The organism is Paenibacillus senegalensis JC66 (genome assembly GCF_000285515.1).
GTDB classification, from domain to species: domain Bacteria; phylum Bacillota; class Bacilli; order Paenibacillales; family NBRC-103111; genus Paenibacillus_L; species Paenibacillus_L senegalensis.
This window is the reverse complement of record NZ_HE610957.1, coordinates 1,309,462-1,332,357: the sequence shown is the minus strand read 5'-3', so window position 1 is coordinate 1,332,357 and position 22,896 is coordinate 1,309,462. Positions and strand designations below refer to the sequence as shown.

At 50.3% G+C, this 22,896-nt stretch carries 18 protein-coding genes and 1 other annotated feature; of the genes, 17 read left to right on the top strand and 1 reads right to left on the bottom strand.

The genetic code is table 11. The features are described from left to right. The first annotated feature begins 242 nt into the window (after positions 1–242). From lonB to PSHG_RS06125, 17 genes are all read left to right on the top strand, one after another. Positions 243–1,973, top strand: a complete 1,731-nt coding sequence (lonB, locus tag PSHG_RS06210; RefSeq protein WP_010270912.1) for an ATP-dependent protease LonB — start codon at positions 243–245, stop codon at positions 1,971–1,973. Positions 1,974–2,135: 162 nt separating this feature from the next. Next, positions 2,136–4,523, top strand: coding sequence for an endopeptidase La (gene lon / locus PSHG_RS06205; protein WP_010270911.1), 2,388 nt, complete (start codon positions 2,136–2,138; stop codon positions 4,521–4,523). Next, entirely contained in the window at positions 4,523–5,110 is a 588-nt protein-coding gene (gene yihA / locus PSHG_RS06200) for a ribosome biogenesis GTP-binding protein YihA/YsxC (protein WP_010270910.1), read from the top strand. Before lon ends, yihA begins: the two co-directional genes overlap by 1 nt. A 313-nt stretch (positions 5,111–5,423) precedes the next feature. Beyond that, positions 5,424–6,014 (top strand): hypothetical protein, encoded by a 591-nt coding sequence (locus tag PSHG_RS06195; RefSeq protein WP_010270909.1) that lies wholly within the window; start codon positions 5,424–5,426, stop codon positions 6,012–6,014. Between the two features lie 1,219 nt (positions 6,015–7,233). Beyond that, positions 7,234–7,635 (top strand): adenosylmethionine decarboxylase, encoded by a 402-nt coding sequence (gene speD / locus PSHG_RS06190; RefSeq protein ID WP_010270908.1) that lies wholly within the window; start codon positions 7,234–7,236, stop codon positions 7,633–7,635. Between the two features lie 124 nt (positions 7,636–7,759). Then, complete coding sequence (locus PSHG_RS06185; protein ID WP_010270904.1) at positions 7,760–8,293, top strand: hypothetical protein; 534 nt, start codon at positions 7,760–7,762, stop codon at positions 8,291–8,293. 157 nt (positions 8,294–8,450) lie between these two features. Beyond that, positions 8,451–9,845: a glutamyl-tRNA reductase gene (hemA, locus tag PSHG_RS06180; RefSeq protein WP_010270901.1), complete on the top strand. Its 1,395-nt coding sequence runs from the start codon at positions 8,451–8,453 to the stop codon at positions 9,843–9,845. A gap of 107 nt (positions 9,846–9,952) precedes the next feature. Further along, the gene (gene ccsA, locus PSHG_RS06175; RefSeq protein ID WP_010270898.1) at positions 9,953–10,759 is read left to right on the top strand and encodes a cytochrome c biogenesis protein CcsA; all 807 of its coding nucleotides are present in this window, start codon (positions 9,953–9,955) and stop codon (positions 10,757–10,759) included. 17 nt (positions 10,760–10,776) lie between these two features. Then, on the top strand, positions 10,777–11,430 hold the full coding sequence (locus PSHG_RS26695; RefSeq protein WP_010270896.1) for a precorrin-2 dehydrogenase/sirohydrochlorin ferrochelatase family protein: 654 nt from the start codon (positions 10,777–10,779) through the stop codon (positions 11,428–11,430). A gap of 118 nt (positions 11,431–11,548) precedes the next feature. Then, the gene (hemC, locus tag PSHG_RS06165) at positions 11,549–12,499 is read left to right on the top strand and encodes a hydroxymethylbilane synthase (RefSeq protein ID WP_010270894.1); all 951 of its coding nucleotides are present in this window, start codon (positions 11,549–11,551) and stop codon (positions 12,497–12,499) included. A 40-nt stretch (positions 12,500–12,539) separates the two neighbouring features. Beyond that, a complete protein-coding gene (gene cobA, locus PSHG_RS06160) occupies positions 12,540–14,075 on the top strand; it encodes a uroporphyrinogen-III C-methyltransferase (RefSeq protein ID WP_010270891.1) in 1,536 nt (511 codons plus the stop codon). Positions 14,076–14,139: 64 nt separating this feature from the next. Next, a complete protein-coding gene (hemB, locus tag PSHG_RS06155) occupies positions 14,140–15,135 on the top strand; it encodes a porphobilinogen synthase (protein ID WP_010270889.1) in 996 nt (331 codons plus the stop codon). A gap of 380 nt (positions 15,136–15,515) precedes the next feature. Further along, positions 15,516–16,580 carry a uroporphyrinogen decarboxylase gene (gene hemE, locus PSHG_RS06150; RefSeq protein ID WP_010270886.1) on the top strand — a complete coding sequence of 355 codons (1,065 nt, stop codon included), beginning with the start codon at positions 15,516–15,518 and terminating at the stop codon, positions 16,578–16,580. Beyond that, positions 16,580–17,518: a ferrochelatase gene (gene hemH / locus PSHG_RS06145; protein WP_010270883.1), complete on the top strand. Its 939-nt coding sequence runs from the start codon at positions 16,580–16,582 to the stop codon at positions 17,516–17,518. The genes hemE and hemH overlap by 1 nt, the downstream gene beginning before the upstream one ends. Positions 17,519–17,524: 6 nt before the next feature. Beyond that, positions 17,525–18,970: a protoporphyrinogen oxidase gene (gene hemG / locus PSHG_RS06140; RefSeq protein ID WP_010270880.1), complete on the top strand. Its 1,446-nt coding sequence runs from the start codon at positions 17,525–17,527 to the stop codon at positions 18,968–18,970. A gap of 30 nt (positions 18,971–19,000) precedes the next feature. Next, positions 19,001–20,287: a glutamate-1-semialdehyde 2,1-aminomutase gene (hemL, locus tag PSHG_RS06135; RefSeq protein WP_010270877.1), complete on the top strand. Its 1,287-nt coding sequence runs from the start codon at positions 19,001–19,003 to the stop codon at positions 20,285–20,287. 357 nt (positions 20,288–20,644) lie between these two features. Next, on the top strand, positions 20,645–22,039 hold the full coding sequence (locus PSHG_RS06125) for a LysM peptidoglycan-binding domain-containing protein (protein ID WP_010270873.1): 1,395 nt from the start codon (positions 20,645–20,647) through the stop codon (positions 22,037–22,039). Between the two features lie 199 nt (positions 22,040–22,238). Here the strand turns inward: PSHG_RS06125 and PSHG_RS31015 are convergent, their stop codons facing one another. After that, positions 22,239–22,403, bottom strand: coding sequence for a hypothetical protein (locus PSHG_RS31015; protein WP_162830518.1), 165 nt, complete (start codon positions 22,401–22,403; stop codon positions 22,239–22,241). 218 nt (positions 22,404–22,621) lie between these two features. Continuing rightward, positions 22,622–22,864 (top strand) — a binding site (T-box leader). Positions 22,865–22,896 lie beyond the last annotated feature (32 nt).

Below are 22,896 nucleotides of genomic sequence, written 5' to 3'. Positions count from 1 at the left end.
CGGGTGTCCTTATTTGGGCGGAATCAGGGGATTCAAATTCTAACGCTTGCGGTCGTCCTTATTTTGCTGCAGAACAAGCGTCAGGGCATGGGTTCCACCCAATATTATAGCCTCTGAAATCAAACTGGCAAAATGCTCAGACAAAAAACTTTGCCCATATCGGGGACTACGAGCTACAAGTAACGGCAATACTAGAGGAAAGAAATTTTGACACAATGAAGGGTAGGACTGGAGGTTCGTTTATGAGTTTGAGTTGGATCTTGATGGGAGTACAATTCGTATTTGCGGTTATTATAGGTTTGTATTTCTGGAATTTGCTGCGCAATCAGCAATCCAACCGAATTGCCGTAGATCGGGAATCCAAGAAAGAAGTTGAAAAGCTAAGAAAAATGAGGGCCATCACGCTGACGAAGCCATTGGCGGAGAAAACACGCCCTACCTCAATGGACGATATCGTTGGTCAAATGGATGGGCTCAAGGCGCTGAAGGCTGCTCTGTGCGGTTCTAATCCGCAGCATGTACTGGTTTATGGGCCTCCGGGTGTAGGAAAAACGGCGGCAGCCAGGGTCGTATTGGAGGAAGCAAAGAAAAACCCGGCCTCCCCCTTCCGGAAGGAATCGACATTTACGGAGATAGATGCTACGACCGCCCGCTTTGACGAGAGAGGCATTGCGGACCCGTTAATTGGCTCTGTTCATGATCCTATTTATCAAGGTGCCGGAGCGATGGGGGTAGCCGGAATTCCTCAGCCGAAGCCGGGCGCTGTAACTAAGGCTCACGGGGGAATCTTGTTTATTGATGAAATCGGGGAACTGCACCCTATTCAAATGAATAAATTATTAAAGGTGCTTGAGGATCGCAAAGTGTTTCTGGAAAGCGCCTATTATAATTCGGAGGACACGAATATCCCGAGTTATATCCACGATATTTTTCAAAATGGGCTTCCAGCCGATTTTCGTCTCGTAGGAGCGACTACACGGACACCTCAGGAAATACCTCCAGCTATCCGCTCGCGCTGTATGGAGATTTTCTTTAGGCCGCTAACTCCGGATGAAATCGGTGAAATAGCCGCCAATGCGGTAGCGAAAATCGGACTGCCGGAAGCTCCGGATGCGGTCCGCGTAGTCAAGAGATATGCTACAAATGGGCGTGAAGCGGTTAATATAATACAACTGGCCGCGGGGATTGCGATGACAGAGAATCGGAAGGTTCTGAGCGCGGCTGATGTAGAATGGGTTGTAAACAGCAGTCAGATTCCGCCTAGACCTGATAAAAAGGTAGCGCAGAATCCGGAAATTGGACTCGTTAATGGACTTGCGGTATACGGGCCTAATCTGGGAACCCTGCTGGAAATCGAAGTAACCTCCATGCCCTCTGACCCGGGACGAGGATCATTTACGATCACCGGGGTTGTCGATGAGGAAGAGATGGGAAATAGCTCCAAGACGATCCGCCGCAAAAGTATGGCCCGCGGTTCTGTGGATAATGTGCTGACAGTGCTGAAAAGACTCGGTTTAAGGCCGCAAGACCATGATCTGCATATTAACTTCCCCGGAGGAACGCCAATTGACGGACCTTCGGCAGGGGTTGCGATGGCCGTTGCGATTGTGTCCGCGATTCACCGCATCCCGGTCGACTCTAAATTAGCGATGACAGGGGAAATCAGCATTCATGGAAGTGTTAAGCCGGTGGGCGGTGTCGTGGCCAAGGTTGAGGCAGCTTTACAAGCGGGAGCTACTCGGGTGCTGATACCAGCTGAAAATTGGCAGGATCTTTTTGACGGCTTGCAGGGTGTAGAAGTCATCCCGGTGCATACGATAGAAGAAGTGCTGAACCTCGGGCTGGGTATTGAGGTGAAAGCGGTCGAGCCGAAAACGGATGAGCCGCTGCCTTTTTCCAAAGAGATTCATGTACCAGCCACGCCAGGCATTACCTACATGCAGGCCGTTTCCAAGGAAACGAATGCAACCTGATTAATGGCTCTCGGATCAGCCTGGCTGTAGGGGAGTAACCCGGCTGTACGGGTAGAAAGCCAATCATTTTAATTAAAGATAACAGCCGAATTGGTGTTTTGAAAAAACTTTTGATAAAATGGGTTAACAGCTAAAAGATAGGTACATCGGAGGTGCTGTACGATGGGGAACAGAACAAAGGTGCGTACAATGCCTTTGCTCCCACTCAGGGGGCTGTTGGTTTATCCGAGCATGGTTTTGCACTTGGATGTCGGACGTGAGAAGTCCGTTAAGGCGTTGGACAAAGCAATGGTAGAAGATAGTCTGATCCTCCTATGCTCCCAGTCCGAAGCTAACATGGAAGAGCCGGACCAGGACGATATTTATCGGATCGGCACCGTTTCCAAAGTCAGGCAAATGCTTAAGCTGCCCAATGGAACGATACGGGTGCTTGTGGAGGGCATAATCCGCGCCGAAATTCTTGAATACAAGGATACTGCAGAATATTATGAGGTAGAGATCAAGGAACTGCCTGAACAGCTGGTTCCTGATCCTGAAATAGACGCGTTGATGAGAACGGTATTGACCCAGTTTGAACACTATATCAACCTGTCTAAGAAGGTAACACCCGAAACTTTGGCTGCTGTTTCCGATATTGAAGAACCAGGACGGTTAGCCGACGTGATTTGCAGCCACTTATCTCTAAAAATTAAAGATAAGCAGGAAATTTTAGAGACGGTTAATGTAAGAGCCCGTTTGGAGAAGCTTTTGGATATTCTCAACAATGAACGGGAAGTGCTGGAGCTGGAGCGCAAGATCAGCCAGAGGGTCAAGAAGCAGATGGAAAAGACCCAGAAGGAATATTACTTGCGAGAACAGATGAAGGCCATTCAGAAGGAGCTTGGAGACAAGGAAGGCCGCGCTGGCGAGGTAGAAGAGCTGAGAGCGCAATTAGCCGAAGCTGAGCTGCCGGAGAAGGCGCACGAGCGAGTGCTGAAGGAGATCGACCGGCTGGAGAAAATGCCCGCCACTTCCGCGGAGGGAGGAGTTATCCGCAATTATATAGACTGGCTGCTGGCCCTTCCCTGGTCGAAGCAATCCGAGGATGATCTGGACCTGGATCATGCGGAGCAGATTTTGCACGAGGATCACTTCGCACTGGAAAAACCGAAGGAACGGGTGCTGGAATATTTGGCGGTACAAAATCTGGTGAAGAAAATGAAAGGGCCTATTCTTTGTCTGGTAGGACCTCCCGGAGTCGGTAAAACGTCCATCGCTCGATCCATCTCGAGAGCTCTTGGGCGTCAATTCGTGCGAGTATCGCTTGGCGGTGTTCGAGACGAGGCGGAAATCCGCGGCCACCGGAGAACCTATGTCGGAGCGATGCCCGGCCGGATTATTCAAGGTTTGAAGACAGCGGGAAGCAATAACCCCGTATTTCTCTTGGACGAAATTGACAAAATGGCGATGGATTTCAGGGGAGACCCTGCATCCGCTCTGCTCGAAGTATTAGATCCCGAGCAAAACAGCACTTTTAGCGATCATTACATCGAACTGCCTTTTGACTTGTCCAATGTCATGTTCGTGACGACAGCGAATTCGGCGCATAACATTCCTCGCCCGCTGCTGGACCGGATGGAGCTGCTCTATATTCCGGGGTATACGGAGCTTGAGAAGCGGGAAATCGCCCGCCACTACCTCCTGCCGAAGCAGGAAAGCGAGCATGGATTGAAGGAAGGCCAGCTGGAGCTGGAGGATGAGGCATTAGCGACAATTATCCGCAGATATACGCGTGAAGCCGGCGTGCGTAATCTGGAACAGCAGATCGCCAGCCTGTGCCGCAAAAGCGCCAAAAAAATAGTTTCCGAGCAATTAACGAAGGTGGAAATCAATCAGGAGAATTTGAAAGATTTCTTAGGACCGGCTAAGTTCCGCTACGGGATGGCAGAAGTCGAAGACCAGATTGGTACCGTTAGCGGCCTTGCCTGGACCGAGGCTGGCGGAGATACTTTAGTGATTGAGGTCAGCATCGTTCCCGGCAGCGGCAAGCTGACCTTGACCGGTAAGCTCGGTGACGTCATGAAGGAATCGGCCCAGGCGGCATTCAGCTACACACGCTCCAAGGCAAGAGAATTGGGGATCGCTGCAGATTTTCATGAGAAAAATGACATTCATATCCATATTCCGGAAGGGGCCATCCCGAAGGACGGTCCTTCTGCCGGAATAACGATGGCTACGGCGCTCATCTCGGCCCTGACGGAAATTCCCGTGTCGCGCGAGGTTGCCATGACCGGGGAAATTACCCTTCGCGGCAGAGTGCTGCCCATTGGCGGGCTGAAGGAAAAATCCCTGGCTGCTCACCGGGCCGGGATTAAAAAAATTCTGCTCCCGAAGGACAATGAAAAGGACATTCAGGACATACCGGAAAGCGTTCGCGATGAGCTGACTTTCATTCCGGTGAGTCATATGGATCAAGTGCTGGAGCATGCTCTTGTGGAGCAGCCATTTAGCCGGCAGGAGCCTGTAGCTCCTCATCACGACGAACAATGGGAAGAGCAGGTGCAGCCTTAATGAAGATCAAGCAAGCGGAATTTGTCATTAGTGCTGTCAGCTCTGCCCAATACCCCAATGATGCTCTGCCAGAGATTGCTCTGGCAGGGCGTTCTAATGTCGGGAAAAGCTCTTTGATCAATCGGATGCTCGGACGCAAAAACTTGGCCCGGACAAGCTCGCAGCCGGGAAAAACGCAAACGCTTAATTACTATCGCATTAATGAACAGTTATTCTTTGTCGATTTGCCCGGTTACGGGTACGCCAAGGTGTCTAAGACGATGCGTGCGGAGTGGGGTAAATTTATTGAACGTTACTTGCTCGAGCGTGAGCCGCTAAAGCTTTTATTGCTGCTGGTTGACCTGCGCCATCCACCGACGAAGGACGATCAGGCGATGTATGAATGGCTTCATTATCATGAAATTCCACTCTGTGTAGTGGCTACTAAGGCCGACAAAATTCCAAAAGGAAAATGGGCGAGGCACAGCAAGCAGGTAAAAGAAACGTTGCAATTAGACCCCGCTATTCCTCTAATCATGTTCTCATCTGAAACCGGGATGGGGAAAGATGAGCTTTGGGCCATTATTGAACAGCATAGCCAATCTTAAGGCGGGAATCGGAAGAGAACGGAGCGATCCGTAAAAAAAATGCTTCCGGTTGCCGCTTCTGCCCTTTTTTCAACCTTTTTTCCGCGAAATGACTAGAAAACTAGGAAAATAAGCAGGAATAATTAATCGATTTGTAGTATAATTATTAATGTAGTGAGAGGTGGATCAATTTCATAACGCTCATTATAGCCTGCTGGATACGGGTATATAGATACACACAAATCATGTAATTTATATATAATAACTAAAACATCAGGCGGAATTATGAAATTGATTCATGTATTGTTTTAAAAAACAGAATTGAGGGATTTTTATGGCTCAAAGGTTAGCGACTGAATATGTCAAGACCTGCCTGAAGTTATCAGAAGCCGAAATGACCGATTTCATCCGCTTGTTTGAAGGGTATAAAGCCAGTATGCAAGTCATGGTGATGGATAATGGAAGCCAAAATCTTGTGCTGCATGACGATGCATCTGGTGAAGACATTGTATTGACGTTCGAACGAACTACGGAAGGTTATGTCTGTCTAGGCTCCTGCAAGCTTTGCAGTCCCAAACTGGCTAACCTGATGCGCAAAGCCGTTTCGCGGTTTAAAGGCGATGCTATAGTCAATCGGGTATACTCTCATTTCACGATGATTTATCATTATGAACAGGGCTCAGTGGTTAAGATTGTTGAGGCAAAGGGCAAGATCAGCAGAGTCGTTTACGAACGTAAAGACTCAATGGCTGAACTTGAACGGATTTATCAAAACCGGGCTGCCGAGAACGAGATTGATTCGCTCTACGTCCAGATCAATCAGCTTTTAGATTTGCGCAATGCTACACCAGAGCAGGAAATCAGAGTTCATATTGATCAAAAGCTGAAGAAATTGACACATCGTCTGTTTGTACTTGAAGCCTAGTCTTGTGTTACTAGTCTTGTGTTATATGTAATACCATATAAGGGGGCTGTTCTCAATAAGTCTCTAAAATAAAAAGGCCGGGGCTGTCCATCAGTCAGTATAAACTGACTGATGGACGGCCCCATTTACTTCCGATCGCACTGCGGGGGCGATTGTATGCGGTTTTTTGCATACCATTCGCATCCGCGCCCCGCTCGGCGGCAAACGTATGCGGTTTTTCAATTTCGTCTAGATCACTGGCTGCAGCTCCTTAATAGCTTAAAGCCCTGCATTTGTACGATTTGTCATACAAATCTCGGGTAATCGCACTTCAATCTCCTGCGTTTGTACGATTTGTCATACAAATCTTGGGTAATCGCAGTTCAATCCCTGTATTTGTACGATGTTTCATATAAACCTCCGGTAATCGCACTTCAAACGCATGAATTTGTACGACAGTTCGTACAAAACGCAGGAACAAGCCCGCGTGCCCTCGAACCCCGGCAACCTTTGTTATTTTCATGCCGGAGTTGTGCCTGAGAATTCAATGGCATGACTGTTTTCGCAAACAATTTTGCATACAATTTCGCTTACCCTTTCACATGCACTTTCGCAAACAATTTCGCATACAATCGCCTCAGGGCCGCTGGTCTCGGGTCCGCTGCTTGCGGGGCGATTATGCTAACTATCGGACTGCAACAGCCGCTTTTCGGACAGTCCCTTTTAGGACCTTATTAAAAAATGCGGTAAGGTGACGCAAAGCTGGGGAATCGAGGTTGTTGATTTATCGCTCTTGCTTATTCGCTGCGGAATAGGTAACAGGGGGGCGGCGGGATGTACGGCGAGATATCCGGTGAGGTGATCGCCAAGGGATCTAGGGCTAACGCTCGCCCTCGCTCTATACATCATACCCATTTTCGCAGTAAGCTTAGTCGCCAATCAGAAGTACTATCTATTTGCTGGTTAAGTTCGCCAAATGGAGGACAAGTTGTTGGTTCGTTACACAAAACGGAGGACGAGCGAACGGGCTTTTCCGAGCTGTTGGACAAGTTTATGAAAAAAAGTGTTGCATTTCCCTCCGATAGATGTTATTTTTATTGTCGTTGAAAACTTTATAGGAACCAGGATTCACTCAGGACATTGTATGTTGCGAGAGAGTTTTCCCTCGGGAAGTGAATGACGTAGGTCCTAGCGGATGAAATCAAACAATTTTATTCCTAGGAAGGGGGAACCGAAAGCTATGGAATACTCTACTTTCGGAAGACACGTTGCTGTTGACACTTGGGGAGTTGATTTCGAGCTCCTGAACAACGCAGATTGGTTACAAGCACAAATGATTGAAGCAGCGGAAGTTTGTGGTGCAACTGTATTGTCGGTACAATCCCAACAGTTTGAGCCTCAAGGGGCAACCGTATTGTTACTCTTGTCGGAAAGCCATCTATCCATACACACTTATCCTGAGAAGGGCTTTGCTGCGTTGGATTGCTACACTTGCGGGGAAACCGTGGACCCGCAATTGGCCATCGACCATATGATTTCGGTGCTGCGCCCTGAACGAGCATATGCGAAGAAGCTGGTTCGCGGCCTGGGTGAATTAGAGGTAGAAAATCCTAAGATGGATCTAGTGCAATTGGTTAAGTAAAAAAGACATTTTCATATATTCACAAATGACCATGGAGCGATCCATGGTCATTTGTTTGTCCTTCCTCCCATACAATGTACAACAGTAAAGCGTTGGCATGCCTATGGAATGAGGAGGGACAAATTTGGGAAAGCTAAGACCTGCTCGTGTAGCAAGCGGAATGATCATTGTTTTCTTAGTGGTATGGCCTTTATTTCACATTTCCGGGATGCTCAAACAAAGCCGGAGTGATCAAGATGCCGGGTATTTATTGTATCAGGTATCCTTGTTTCAGATGGAGATGCTGGCCAATCTGCTTGGAGAAGCAGAGAATGCAGACCATACCGGACAATTAAATGCGCTAATGCAGACGGCGTACTCAGCCAATTATACCCATGAACGGCTCCTGTTAGCTGTAGACAGAGACCGGATGGCGCCGCTCGATTCGTTGCCGCAGCTGCTGCAGTATATTATGCGGCTTCAATTAGGCGGCGAGCGGGTAATCAAACCTGAGGAACTGGAAACGCTAGGCGAGCTGAAGCAAGGCTATGATGAGATTTACGACCTGTACAGCAAGCTGATGAGAGAAAACAGCCGCAGAATAATAGCCTCGGCCAATGAGCAGTTAAAGAAGAAAGACGGCGAGCTGGCCGAGCGAATCAGGGAGCTGCTTCCGTAATGGGGAAATTCGCCAGAGCAGTTAGCTGAAGATCGAATCGGTTTCAACCGGGGATATTCATAATTTTTTCATATCTGCGAACGTTTCCGGGTAGCCGCTATGGTATACTAGCGTTAGTACAACCAGCAGATCGGACTTTTTTAGGCAGGTGAACACAATGCATATAATAACAGTGGGGCTGAACTATAGAACCGCTCCGGTGGAAATCAGAGAGAAATTCGCGTTCGCTCAGGAAGAACTCCCGGCAGCGTTAGAGCAGCTTAAACAGACTAAGAGCATCATGGAATGTGTGATTGTGGGCACCTGCAATCGAACTGAAATTTATGCAGTGGTCGATCGCATGTATTTGTGCGGTCATTATATAAGAGGGTTTATCGAAGAATGGTTCGGCATACCGCGCCAGGAATTTAATCCTCATCTTTATGTGAAAGAAGATGAGCGGGCGATTCATCATTTGTTTAAAGTCGCCAGCGGATTAGATTCCATGATTATCGGAGAGACGCAAATTCTCGGTCAGGTCAAGAACGCCTTCCTGCTGGCGCAGAAGGAGAATACGACCGGGGTTCTGTTCAATACATTGTTCAAACAGGCCATTACGATGGCCAAGAAAGCCCACTCGGAAACGGGCATTGGCGAAAATCCGGTTTCCGTCAGTTATGCGGCTGTGGAACTGGGCAAGCGTATATTTGGCTCCTTCGAGGATAAGACGGTCATGATTGTCGGTGCCGGCAAAATGAGCGAACTGACAGTCAAGCATTTGTACGCTAACGGAGCCAGCAGAGTCATGGTCGTTAATCGTACGCTGGGTAAAGCGCAGGAACTCGCTGCCAAGTTTTCCGGTACGGCCGTCCCGTTTAATGAACTGCAGGATAAGCTTGCCGAGACGGATATTGTGATCAGCTCTACCGGTGCAAGCGAGCTGGTTCTTACCCGGGAGCAGGTGCAGGAAGCATTGAAGCACCGCAAATATCGCCCGCTATTTATGATCGATATTGCGGTGCCGCGTGATCTCGATCCCCGGATCGCTGATGTACAGAACGTGTTTCTGTATGATATTGATGATCTGCAATCCATCGTGGAAAGCAACCTGGCTGAACGCAAGAACGAATCCCTTAAGATCGAAGCCATGATTGAACAGGAAATGGTCGATTTCGAGCAGTGGTATAAAACATTGGGCGTCCGTCCAGTTATTCATGCCCTGCAAACCAAGTCCAATCAGATTCATGAGGAGACGATGGACAGCCTGCTGAAGAAGCTCCCTGATTTGAGCGAGCGGGAAATCAAAGTCATCCGCAAGCTGACGAAAAGCATGATGAACCAAATGATGCGTGATCCTATTCACCGGATTAAGGAACAGGCCGGTGAGCGGAACGGTCAGGAAGCTATCGAATGGTTCACTCATATTTTTGCCCTGGAGGCGATGCTTGAGCAGGAAGAAGAGCCTGCCTCGCCTTCTGCCCAAGAAACAGCCAGCGTGGCCAGCCTTCACAAAACAGGAGACAAACGTTCGCTGCTTAACCTTCAACTCAAGGAACTGCTGGCTCAATCCTGACCCGAATGGTTCTGCCTGCCCGTTACTGGCAGGGTATTATCCATTTGCGTAGCAGCCGGATTTCGTGCTTCTGCCGGAATCATTCGTTTTAGTAAACAGGAGGTTGCATGGTCATACAGAGCTGGATCTACGATAGCATACTATACTTATACGCCCTGAGCCTGCTGTTTTATTTCTCTGGTTTCGTCTTTACGGACCAGAGAGCCAAACGGATAGGCACAGGGCTGCTTATATTTGTTTGGGCCTTGCAAACCCTTTACGGCATTACGCGCTTTAGTCTGTCGCAAGGCTTTGGCATGGAGGACAGCTTTTTTCTGTTTACATGGATCCTGGTCACAGTCTCGCTGCTCCTTAACCGCTACGCCACAATGGAGCTATTCATGATCATTATGAATGGGATCAGCTTTATAGTGCTGCTGCTTACCTTTGTCATCCGACCGGACTGGATATCGGTATGGAAGGGCTGGGACATTGCCGATGAATTGCAGTTTATCCATATGAGCTTGGCCATCGCGAGCTACGCCGCTTTTACAATGTCGGCTATTTTTTCCGGGCTGTACCTTTTTCTGCACCGGCAGCTCAAGCACAAAGCCTGGACACGGACCATGAGGAGGCTGCCGAGTCTAGAGAAGCTGGAGCAGTTCAGTACCCGGTCGATAATAGTCGGTGTGCCTCTGTTAGTGTTATCTTTATCGCTTGGGATCATCTGGATTCTGGTAGACGGAAGGCTGCACCTGCTGCTGGATGCCAAGGTGCTGAACACCCTGCTTGTTTTATTGGTCTACGGGTATTCTCTAATTCTAAATAAGGTGATTGTTATATCGGCAGCACGCTTAGCCAAGTGGAATTTGTTTGCTATTGCCGTAGTTATTGTCAACTACTTCTTTACTAGCCGGTTTTCCTACTTTCATTAACGAGATGGGGGAGTGCTTTGCAGGCTTATTGTTCTATTCTGGTCGATTTGCAGCATCAGCCGTGTCTCGTTGTGGGCGGGGGAAAAGTGGCCGAACGAAAGATCGATACTTTGCTGGAGTATGCTGCGCGCATTACAGTGGTTAGTCCTGAGCTGACGGAGAAGCTTGCGGCCTTGGAGGCGAAGGCTATCATACGGGTGTACCGAAGACCTTTTCAGGCTGAAGATCTGCGGACGGCATTTCTGGTGCTTGCCTGTACGGATTCTCCTGATGCAAACCGTCAAATTTGTGAGGAAGCGATCAGGGCGGGGAAGCTGGTGAATTCGGCCGCGCCCGGCGAGGCGGGCAACGTAATCCTGCCGGCGACCTTGCGGAGAGGCAGGCTAACCCTCTCGGTTTCAACACTTGGAGCGAGCCCGTCGCTGGCCATGGCCATCCGGGATCAGTGGGAGCAGGAGTTTGGAGCGGAATACGAGCAGTATTTGGAATTTCTTGCTGAATTTCGTGAGTTGGTCCAAAAGCATATTAAGGACCCGTGCGAAAGAAGGAAATGGTTTAAAGATATGGTACACTGGGATGTGTTGGAAGCAGCTCGAAACAGCCGTCTGCAGCAGCTATTTGAAGAGAAAAGAAGCCTGCTGCTGCAATCGGCTGCCGCTCCAAGGGGATAATGCGCAGCCTATGCAAGACCTTATGTAAAAATCTGCGATGGATTGATATTACTAACCGTTTGTGGCTTTTCTCTTATGGTGAACGGAACGGACACAAAGGTTTACTGGAGGATATTTCATGCGTACAATTGTAGTTGGATCTAGACAAAGCAGCCTGGCACTAACCCAAACAGGTCAAGTGATTGAGCAATTACAGCAGCTATGCCGGGAGAACGGGCTGGACTGGCAGTTTAAGGTTCATAAAATCGTGACCAAAGGGGATCGGATCCTTGATGTTACTCTTTCCAAGGTCGGCGGGAAGGGCTTGTTTGTCAAGGAAATAGAGCAGGCACTATTAGACGGAGTCATTGACATTGCTGTGCACAGCATGAAGGACGTGCCTTCCGAACGGCAGCAGGGGCTGATTCTCGGAGCCATTCCGAAACGGGTCGATCCCCGCGATTGTATAATATCGAACGGTCATGTCAAGCTGGACGAGCTGCCTGAAGGCGCGCTCATCGGGACAAGCAGCCTGCGCCGCGCGGCACAGATAAAGGCTTACCGCCCCGATTTGCGCATTGAATCCATCCGCGGCAATATCGATTCGCGCATACGCAAGCTGACTAGCGAAGGGTTCGATGCGATTGTACTGGCGGCGGCCGGACTTCAGCGGATGGGGTGGCTGGACCGAGTGAGCCAGTTTTTGCCGCCTGAGCTTTGTTTGCCGGCAGTAGGACAAGGGGCATTAGGCGTGGAATGCAGAGAGAGCGATGCAGAGCTCGTAAAGCTTCTGGCTCATTATAACGATCTAGAATCGGCGGAAACCGTTCAGGCTGAGCGCAGCTTTCTGGCCAGGCTCAATGGAGGCTGCCAGGTGCCTATTGCTGCCTATGCCGAGAAATTCCGCGAACCGGTGTCGCAATCCTCAAGCATCCGCTTGACAGGGCTTGTGGGGGAACCGGGCGGCAGCGTTATTTTGCAGGAAACGATGACCGGGGATGACCCGCAGCAATTGGGACGCAAGCTCGCAGATGAGCTGGCTGCCCGCGGTGCCGAGGAAATACTGGCAAAAGTGAGAGAAGCTTTATAAGGTTTAGGGCTATGACAGGGCGAATGGGAGAGGGAATGGCATGAAACAGGGAAAGGTCTATTTGGTTGGAGCCGGTCCGGGTGATCCCAAGCTGATTACAGTTAAAGGCCGGGACGTTCTGGAACAGGCGGATGTTGTCGTATATGACCGTTTGGCTAATCCGTCCTTATTAAGCTTTATCAAAGCCGAAGCGGAGCGGATCTATGTCGGTAAACGGCCGGATCGGCATACCTTGAAGCAGGAAGTAATCAATCAGATGCTGGTTGATCTGGCCAAGCAGGGTAAAACGGTGGTGCGCTTAAAAGGGGGCGACCCCAGTGTATTCGGCCGGGTCGGGGAAGAAGCGGAGCTGCTGGCAAGCCACGGAATCGAGTTCGAAATGGTACCCGGAGTCACCTCGGCTACGGCTGTGCCTCTCTATGCAGGAATTCCCGTGACACATCGTGATATGACCTCTTCTTTAGCTATAGTGACCGGGCATGAATGTCCTGTCAAAGAAGGAACCAATCTCGATTGGGCCAAGCTGTCGACCGCCACCGGCACGCTTATTTTTCTAATGGGCGTAGGAAACCTAGGAACCCTTAAGGAGGTCCTGATTGCCAACGGCAAGGATAAAGCCACCCCGGCAGCTGTTATCCAATGGGGGACACGGGCACGGCAGCGGACGGTAAGCGGCACGCTGGAGACGATCGTCGACGATGTCCAGCGGGCAGGCCTGCAGTCACCGGCCGTCATTATCGTAGGGGAAGTCGTCAGACTCCGCGACAAGCTTAATTGGGTAGAACGCAAGCCGCTATTCGGCAAAAGAGTGCTCGTTACCCGGACTAGAGGACAGGCCAGCGAGCTGGCTAACCGTATTTATGAGCTGGGTGGAGAAGCGATTGAGCTGCCGCTTATTCGCATTCAACGGCCGGCTTCAGAAGCCAGGCTTGAACGTATCGCCCAAACATTGTCCACGGTTGACCGCTATGATTGGATATTGTTCACCAGTGTGAATGGGGTAGCTCATTTCTTTGAAGAACTCCGGCTGGCCCGATTGGATGTCCGTCGTCTGGCGAAGGCAAGAATAGCTGCGGTCGGCCCCAAAACGGCCGAAGCACTGCTCGAACGGGGGCTGATAGCCGAACAGCCGGAGCAGTGCTTCCAGGCGGAAGGGCTGCTTGAGGCGCTGCGGCATGAGCTTAAGGCAGGCCAGAAAGTTCTGCTTCCCCGCTCCGAACAGGGCCGCGCTATTTTGCCGGAACAGCTGGCTGAGCTGGGGCTTGAAGTAACGGATTTGCCCTTATACGAGAACGTTCTCTGTCATGAGAACAAAGAGGAACTGCTGCGGCTTCTCAAGGAGGAGGAGGTCGATATGATCACATTTACGAGCTCCTCCACCGTGAACCATCTGTTTGAGCTGCTTGGCGAGGCAGGCGTAACGAGGCCGCTGGAATTGCTGCACAATATCGAAATTGTCTGTATAGGTCCAGTGACAGCGAAGACGGCTGGCAAACATGGGCTTACGGTGCATCGGCAGGCAGCTGAAGCAACTTTGGATTCCCTCATTGAGGCTTTGTGTAAGTCGTCATGGTAAAGAACTCGGGAGCAGGCAACAGGCATGTACGGTTCCAACTATACAATTCAAGGAGTGGATGGAGTTGAGCTTTCCCCATCAGCGTAACCGCAGATTAAGAACGTCCGCTGCACTTCGCAGTTTAGTAAGAGAACACCAGATTTCAATAGACGATTTGATTTATCCTTTATTTGTAACTCATGGCGTGGCAGTGCGTGAGGAGATTCCTTCCATGCCAGGCGTCTATCATCTGTCATTGGACCAATTGGAACAGGAAGTGCTGGAGATCACGGAGGCGGGGATTAAAGCGATTCTGCTGTTCGGGGTTCCGGAGCACAAGGATGCTGTGGGCAGCTCCGCTTACGATGAGCATGGCATTGTCCAGCAGGCCACGCGCCAGATCAAACGGATAAATCCGGAAATACTGGTCATTGCCGACACCTGCCTATGCCAATTCACCGATCATGGCCATTGCGGGGTCATTCATCGCGATCCGGACAGCGGTCATGCCGTTATTGTCAATGATCCGTCTCTTGAACTGCTGGCCAAAACCGCAGTCTCGCAAGCCAAAGCAGGAGCCGATATTATTGCTCCTTCGAATATGATGGACGGATTCGTGCGGGAGATCCGTACCGCGCTGGATGAAGCCGGGATGCCGCATGTGCCGATTATGTCCTATGCGGTCAAATATGCTTCCGCTTTTTATGGTCCGTTCCGTGATGCGGCACATTCCTCTCCGCAGTTCGGAGACCGCAAGACGTACCAGATGGACCCTGCCAACCTAAGGGAAGCTGTTCGCGAAGCCGAAGCGGATGTGCAGGAAGGGGCCGATTTCCTCATTGTGAAGCCTGCTCTCGCTTACATGGATATTATTAAGACCGTCCGTGACCGTTTTACCCTGCCGGTGGTTGCTTACAATGTCAGCGCGGAGTATTCGATGGTCAAGGCGGCCGCAGCCAATGGCTGGATCGATGAGCGTCAGGTTGTGATGGAAAGTTTGCTAGGGATGAAGAGAGCCGGCGCTGACTTGATCATCACTTATTTTGCTAAAGATATAGCCGGTTGGCTGGCCGACCAATAGAAGTAGGGCCGCACTCGGCCGCTGTTAGTTTACGGCTTTAAAAAATACCGTGCCTCTTACGGTTTTTGTGCTTACAGCTTATGCCTACAAGCCTCTGGCCGAATATTCGGCCAGAGGCTTGGCTGCTGTATCAGCCTTTTACATAATCGGGTCTCTTCCAGCCTGTCAATCCGGGAACTCAAAGTTATCGCAAGAAAACGCTTCGGAAGTATGGAAGAACCTTTCCACGGTTTTCTTATCGATAATGCTAGTTCAAACTATATAGTAACCCGCTTTGTCATACATTTGTCGGATATTTGTAAGCGGCCTTGTTGTTACCCTTATAGGATTAGGGCATAATTAAAACATAGAACGGTTACGTGAAATGGGGAGTTAAGACGATGAGCTATAATGACAATTTTATTCGAGCATGCCGCCAGCTTCCGGTCGAGCGCTTGCCGGTCTGGTATATGCGGCAGGCAGGCAGGACGGATCCGGAATATAGAAAGATTAAAGAGAAATATAGCTTGCTCGAGATTTGTCAGCAGCCTGAATTAGCGGCGGAGGTTACTCTCATGCCGGTTCGCAAGCTCGGGGTAGATGCGGCCATTCTCTATTCGGATATTATGAACCCGGTAGCTTCCATAGGGGTAAACTTCGACATCGTGCCCAACGTGGGCCCCGTTATTGAGAACCCTATCCGCTCCAGCGAAGCGATAGACCGGCTCAAGCCAATCGATGTGGAGAAGGATTTGTCCCATGTGCTGGAGACGATCCGTATTTTGGACAGGGAACTTAAGGTGCCGCTGATTACTTTTGCCGGGGCGCCGTTTACCATTGCCAGCTATCTGATCGAAGGCAGGCCTTCCAAATCGTATATCCGCACTAAGGAACTGATGTATTCGGAACCGGAAGTTTGGCAGCGGCTAATGGATAAGCTGGGCGATATGGTGATCGAATATTTGAAGGCTCATATTGCTAATGGAGCGAAGGCGGTACAGCTGTTCGACAGCTGGGTAGGCTCCTTGTCACCGGCAGATTTCCGCATGTATGTATGGCCGACCATTCGCAGAATCTTTCAAGAGCTGTCTTCTTACGAGCAGCCCAAGATTTACTTTCCGGGAGTGGCCTCGGGAGAGCTGCTGTCCGTGCTGACCGAACTGCAGGCTGACGTTATCGGGCTGGACTGGCGCGTTCCGATCAGAGAAGGGCGGAGACGTCTGGAGAACCGCTTTGCTGTTCAAGGCAATTTGGACCCCTATGTATTGACGGCGCCAATGCCGGTAATTAAGGAACAGGCTGCAGCGATTATCGACCAGGGTATTGAAAAGCCGGGATACATTTTCAACCTTGGGCATGGTCTGTTTCCTGAAGCTTCATTGGATAAAATCAAAGAGCTGACCGCTTTTGTACACGAATATTCTGCCGGCAAGCTTAAATCGAATACAAAGGAAGTGACCTCCTGATGGCAAAGCGTCAAGTCGGTGTGCTCGTAATGTCTTACGGGACGCCGGAAAGCATGGATCAGATCGAAGCTTATTACACCCATATACGCCGCGGCAATCCACCATCTGAAAAGCAGCTGCAGGAGCTGCGGGACCGTTACGAAGCGATTGTAGGAGGCTTCTTTCCGTTAAGAAAAAATACGGACGATCAAGTGACGGCTTTACAAGAAACTTTGCGCAGCCATTATCCTGAAATAGAGTTCGTCTGCTATCAAGGCTTAAAGCATGCCAGCCCTTTCATAGAGGATGGCGTGGAGCAGATGGTAAAGGACGGAATCAAGGAAGCGATTGGTGTTGTTCTCGCACCGCACTATTCGATAATGAGTGTGGGCAGCTATATGAAAAGAGCGGAACAAAAAGCAGAGGAGCTCGGCCTATCTATTAGTTTTGTAAAAAGCTATCATCTTCATCCGAAGCTGCTTCAGGCGTTAACGAACCGGGTTGAGCGTGCGCTTAAGGACAAGTTTCCGGATGTAGCCGCTGATGATGTCCGTGTTATTTTTACTGCTCACAGCCTGCCTTCACGTATTTTGGAAATGAATGACCCGTATGTCGATCAATTAATGGAAACTTCCCAAGCCATTGCCGAGAGGCTGAATTTGAAGCAGTGGCAGTTTGGGTGGCAGAGTGCCGGACAAACGGCAACCCCGTGGCTGGGTCCGGATATCCTTGATACGTTGGAGACGATTCATAAGGAAGAGAACGTTAATGAAGTGTTAATCTGCCCGGTCGGCTTCGTGTCCGATCATCTGGAAGTGCTGTATGATATCGATATTGAATGCATGCAGTTGGCTCAGCAGCTCGGCATGCATCTGGAGCGCACGGAATCGTTAAATGTAGATCCTTTATATATGGAGACATTAGCGGATGTTGTACATGATCAGTTAGAAAAGGACTGATGAGCGATGGGAGAACGATGCAGAGTTGTCATCATTGGCGGGGGAATTAGCGGCCTCAGCGCCGCTTATTACACCTGGCGCTTCCTGAAGGAAGCCGGGGTACAGGCGGATATGACCGTCGTGGAAAGAGATCAGCAATGGGGAGGCAAGGTCCAGACGGTTCGTCAGGAAGGCTTTGTAATGGAGAAAGGGCCGGATTCCTTCCTAGCCCGTAAAACACCGGTCATCGACTTGACGCGGGAATTGGGTCTGCAGGAGGATCTGGTTGCAACCAATCCACAGGCCAAGAAAACGTATATCCTTCATAACGGCAGGCTGCATCCTATGCCTCCGGGTCTTGCACTAGGGATTCCAACACAATGGAAACCCTTTTTAAATAGCGGCCTGATTTCCCCGCTGGGCAAGGTGAGAGCCGCTATGGATTTGGTTCTGCCGCGGCGCAGGGATGATGGGGATGAGGCGCTGGGCGACTTTTTGGAACGGCGGCTCGGTAAAGAGGTGCTGGAAAATGTTTGTGAGCCGCTATTGGCCGGGATCTATGCGGGAGATACTCATCAGCTCAGCCTGCAGAGCACCTTCCCCCAATTTCAGGCTATGGAAAGAAAAAGCCGCAGCCTCATCCTCGGCATGACCCGCAGCCGCCAGCAAGCCCCGCCTACAGCAGGGGTGCCGGAATCGGTAAGCCGGAGCATGTTTTTGTCATACCGGCATGGGCTTAGCAGCTTGATTGAAGCTTTAACCGGATATTTGCAAGAGCAAGGGGTACGGCTGCTGTCAGGGCAGATGGTGACTTCCCTGGAAAAGCAGCCGCAAGGCGGAGCCAGCCTGCGTCTGGACAGCGGGCAGGAACTCAGCGCCGACTGTGTGATCGCCGCTGTGCCTACCTTTGTGCTGCCGAGCCTGCTGCCGAATCTGCCGGCGGTGGCCCGGTTAGCAGAAATGCCTTATGTATCTGTAGCTAATTTCGTTGCCGCTTATGACCGCAAGTCGATTGGCCAGGAGCTGGATGCATCAGGCTTTCTTGTTCCACGCAAAGAAGGAAGGTTTATTACCGCGTGCACATGGACCTCTGCCAAATGGAAGCATACCGCTCCGGATGATAAAGTTCTAGTACGCTGCTATATAGGACGCTCTGGAGAAGAGCATTGGCGGCAGCTTCCGGATGAGACGCTCTCCGCCAATGCAAGACGAGAGCTGAAGGAACTGCTCGGAATTGAAGCCAAGCCGCTGTTCTCCCGTATTAACCGTTGGGAGCAATCGATGCCGCAATATCCGGTGGGCCATTTGCATACGATCAAAAAGGCCCGCCAGGAAGCGGCTGAGTATATGCCGGGCCTGTGGTTAACCGGGTCGGGGTTTCATGGGGTGGGAATACCCGACTGCATCCGCCAGGGCAAGGAAGCCGCCCAGGAGCTGGCTGCATATTGGCGAAACCGTCATGTACCGCAATAATTTTGTTAGAGAGACAGGTGATCTGAACATATGGCAAGAATCGATGACAAATCCAAGCTTGCATTTGAGGAAGCGAAAAAAATTATACCGGGCGGAGTGAACAGTCCGGTTCGCGCTTTTAAATCGGTTGGATTGACGCCGCCTTTTATTCATAAAGGTCAGGGCTCGCGGGTGTACGATATTGACGGGAATGAATGGATTGACTATGTAGGTTCCTGGGGACCGCTCATTATGGGACACGCTCATCCCGCGGTTGTGGAAGATTTGCAGGCTGCGGCGGAGCTGGGCACCAGCTTTGGCGCACCGACGGAGCTGGAGACGAAAATGGCGCAGATCGTATGCGAACGCATGCCTTCTGTAGAGATGGTAAGAATGGTGAACAGCGGCACGGAAGCAACGATGAGTGCGCTGCGCTTGGCCAGAGGCTATACAGGGCGCAACAAGATCCTTAAATTTGAAGGAAGCTATCACGGCCATGCCGACTCGCTGCTAATTAAAGCCGGCTCCGGAGTGGCCACCTTAGGCTTGCCGGACAGTCCGGGAGTGCCGGAAGGGGTAGCGGCTAATACCATTACGGTACCGTATAACGATTTGGAATCGGTAGAGCTGGCTTTTGACAACTACGGAGAAGATATCGCCGCGGTCATCGTGGAGCCTGTAGCAGGCAATATGGGGGTAGTACCGCCGCTTCCCGGATTTCTCGAAGGGATTCGCAAGCTGACCCAGGACCATGGAGCTCTGCTGATCTTCGATGAGGTGATGACCGGGTTCCGTGTGGACTATCATAGTGCCCAGGGCTTGTATGGCATTAGCCCGGACCTGACCTGTATGGGCAAAGTCATTGGCGGGGGACTGCCGGTTGGCGCCTATGGCGGTAAAAAGGAAATTATGGAACAGATGGCTCCCGTTGGACCCATCTACCAGGCGGGCACTTTATCCGGTAATCCGCTCGCTATGGCTGCAGGCTATCGCACGCTGAAGCTGTTGACCCCTTCCGTATACGATCTTCTGGATCGCAAAGGCGCGCTGCTGGAGGAAGGCTTGGCGAAGAATGCTGCGGAGAAAGGGCTGCCTGTCACAATAAACCGTGTGGGCTCCATGGTATGCCCGTTTTTTACAACCAAGAAAGTAATCAATTATGAAACGGCTAAAACGAGTGACCTGGACATGTTCCGCAAATACTTTGCCCTGCTATTGGAGCGCGGAGTCAATATTGCGCCTTCCCAGTTTGAAGGAATGTTTATTTCAGCGGCTCATAGTCTGGAGGATATTGAAAGAACGATTGAGATTCATCGAGAAGTACTTAAGGAGCTTTAACTCTAATGAGCAAGTATAATTTTTGGGATCTTCCCTTGGATTTATTGCTTGTGCTTGGCGGTTTTGGCCTTGTCCTGCTGGGCATTTTGTTCATCGGAAGCAAGTCTAATCCCTAACAGCTAGGCATGTTAACGAGCGCCATTCAAGCAACTGCGGCCGTGCGGGCTTTAAGCCTGCGCGGTTTTTTTGTTTTTCAGCGTAGGTTAGTAGAAGTGCCCGGCAGAAGATCCCTTCATTTCAGCAGCATTAAAGGCCATCCTCCCCTGCTTTGAACAAAAATGTTGGCATGCTCCCCGGCGGTCGCCCATATAATGGAATGAGTAAGGAAAGTGACCAATTAGGAAGGGAGGACTTAGAGTGACCGAGCATCAGACTGGACTTCGTTTCGATATTTACGAACGTGTGTATCTGGATGAAACCTCTGCGCCAATCGGGGAATTGGATGAAATGGAGCTGATTCCGCACATTCAGGTCGTTCAGGAAAATGAGCAGGCGGTGCTGCAAGGCAACCTGTGGCTCACTGGCAAATATACGGGCGAAAATGGAGAAGAAAGCTGCACTCTGGAGCATTTTATTCCTGTTGAAATTACACTGCCTATGAACCGCATCCAGAGACTGGAAGATATTACTGTTGAAATCGAAACGTTCGATGTAGATCTGCTTTCATCTAGGAGTGTTAACGTAACCGGGGTGTTGTCACTCCATGGTATTGAGATGATTTCTCGAGCGGATGAAACCTGGAAGGAAGAAGAGGAATTTCAGGTGGTCCACCAAGCAGACGAATCTGCCCCGCAGTTAACGGAGGAGGTGAGGCAGGATCAGACTGTAGAAAAGCTTCTGGAGACCCCAGGTTCGGTTCAGCCACCCGCAAGAACTCCGGGTTTTGGAGATCTTTCCGCAGACCGGCAGTTCCGTCCCTCCGCGCCGCCATTCCCATGGTCTCGCAGTCAAGAGGCAAACGAAGCATCTTCTGAAGAAAGCCAGGCTGCATCACGTCGGGTAAGCGATCCGTTTCGGGCTATTGAGCAGGGGACTTGGGGACAATCCGAATCCGAAGCAAACGCTTCTGCTGCTGATACTTCTGCCGGTGATGCTTCTCCCTTTGATCCCTTCTCGATCACTGCTTCTTCCGACAGCAGCGCGGCTTCCGAGACGTTAACGGCGGGTCATTCGGCTATTTCCCGAGAAGAAGTCAAGCCGCCTGCGGTAGAAGCCCAGGAAGCGCCTTTTGTTGAAAAAAAGGAGCAAGAGCCGGCTAACGAGAAGCAGGAAGCGGAAGAACTGCCGCAAGCCGAAGCGGAAGCCAAAGCTGAAACGAAAGCTGAAGTCAAGGCAGAAGTGTTGGCGGAGGAGCAGGAAACTGTGGATGTGGTGATTCCGCCAGACAAGCAGGAATTGAAAATAGCGTTTAAACCGGCTGAGCCAACCCAAAGCTACCATCTGACTAATTTAGTAGGCAAATTGGACGTTACCGAGGAGGCCGGCGGGCACAGGGCGGAAGAAAAGCCGAGCGAACCGGCAGCATCCGCAGCACCTGCGGACAACGAGCCTTTGGAGTTTAGAAGATTGGTTTCAAGCAGTGCGAATGGGGAAGAGAAACAGTTTAAAAGGATGCGAATGTGTATCGTGCAGAAGGAAGAAACGCTGGAGACCATTGCCGAGCGCTATAATCTGAATCCGCGTGAAATTGTTTTGTATAACCGTCTCGGAGATCAGCAGCTGGAAGAAGGACAAGTGATCTATATCCCGTAGCTGGCTGAATCTATGGAGAATGAGCTGATGCTGACAAGCAGGCTGGAGAAAGCCTCATGCAATGTGAAAAACGGATATCATGGCTGTGTGGTCCCAAAAAACAAGCCCGCCGTTCGGATTTCGAGACGGTCGGGCTAAGTTTTTTTGGGCTGTCTGTTTAATGCTTCATCAATCTGCTGTTTGCTTAAAGCAGCTGTTCTCAGTAAACCTCCCAAATAAAGCCGAGGTAAATCAGAAAAAAAGCAAATAGCAGAAAGACATCAAGCGGGTTTGGCAAAAGTAATGTGCGGACAAACTGAATACAGATTAACGGAAACAGAACAGCCTTGACTGTAAAGCGGACCTTTAACCACCAGCGCTGCATCTTACTCCCTCCTCCGATTCCCCTGCAGCCAGTTGTGGACGGGGTATCTTTGACTAAGTGTATGAGCAGGACAAGCATGGATATGCTGTTAGCATGGCAAATTCGGCAAAATATTGACTCTTCGGGAAATTATCGCTATGATTAAGGGTAGAGCGAGATGAGCATATAAGAATGCTCATGTATGAGAATTCAGTATAGAAACGCAATATAATAAGGTGAGAAAGACGTTGAAGGGGAAGAGTAGACAGCGAATCCTCCAGAGAGCGAAATCCGGTGGCTGTAAGATTTCGCAGGCTGTAATTGTTGAAGGTCGCCCCTGAGTTGTGGAGTTCACTGCGCAAGAGCTTTAGCTTAACGGCAGATGGAGTCCGCCGGCCACAACCGTTATCTGTTTGAGTGTCGTATAGCATTCTATACGAAATAAAGGTGGTACCACGGAAGTTCAACCTTTCGTCCTTTGAGACGAAAGGTTTTTTCTGTTTGGCGTGCCCAG

Bases quoted from the DNA above. Each gene is read 5' to 3' on its own strand.
- lonB (WP_010270912.1), top strand. From the start codon at position 243: ATGAGTTTGAGTTGGATCTTGATGGGAGTACAATTCGTATTTGCGGTT.
- lon (WP_010270911.1), top strand. From the start codon at position 2,136: ATGGGGAACAGAACAAAGGTGCGTACAATGCCTTTGCTCCCACTCAGG.
- yihA (WP_010270910.1), top strand. From the start codon at position 4,523: ATGAAGATCAAGCAAGCGGAATTTGTCATTAGTGCTGTCAGCTCTGCC.
- PSHG_RS06195 (WP_010270909.1), top strand. From the start codon at position 5,424: ATGGCTCAAAGGTTAGCGACTGAATATGTCAAGACCTGCCTGAAGTTA.
- speD (WP_010270908.1), top strand. From the start codon at position 7,234: ATGGAATACTCTACTTTCGGAAGACACGTTGCTGTTGACACTTGGGGA.
- hemA (WP_010270901.1), top strand. From the start codon at position 8,451: ATGCATATAATAACAGTGGGGCTGAACTATAGAACCGCTCCGGTGGAA.
- ccsA (WP_010270898.1), top strand. From the start codon at position 9,953: ATGGTCATACAGAGCTGGATCTACGATAGCATACTATACTTATACGCC.
- hemC (WP_010270894.1), top strand. From the start codon at position 11,549: ATGCGTACAATTGTAGTTGGATCTAGACAAAGCAGCCTGGCACTAACC.
- cobA (WP_010270891.1), top strand. From the start codon at position 12,540: ATGAAACAGGGAAAGGTCTATTTGGTTGGAGCCGGTCCGGGTGATCCC.
- hemE (WP_010270886.1), top strand. From the start codon at position 15,516: ATGAGCTATAATGACAATTTTATTCGAGCATGCCGCCAGCTTCCGGTC.
- hemH (WP_010270883.1), top strand. From the start codon at position 16,580: ATGGCAAAGCGTCAAGTCGGTGTGCTCGTAATGTCTTACGGGACGCCG.
- hemG (WP_010270880.1), top strand. From the start codon at position 17,525: ATGGGAGAACGATGCAGAGTTGTCATCATTGGCGGGGGAATTAGCGGC.
- hemL (WP_010270877.1), top strand. From the start codon at position 19,001: ATGGCAAGAATCGATGACAAATCCAAGCTTGCATTTGAGGAAGCGAAA.
- PSHG_RS31015 (WP_162830518.1), bottom strand. From the start codon at position 22,403: ATGCAGCGCTGGTGGTTAAAGGTCCGCTTTACAGTCAAGGCTGTTCTG.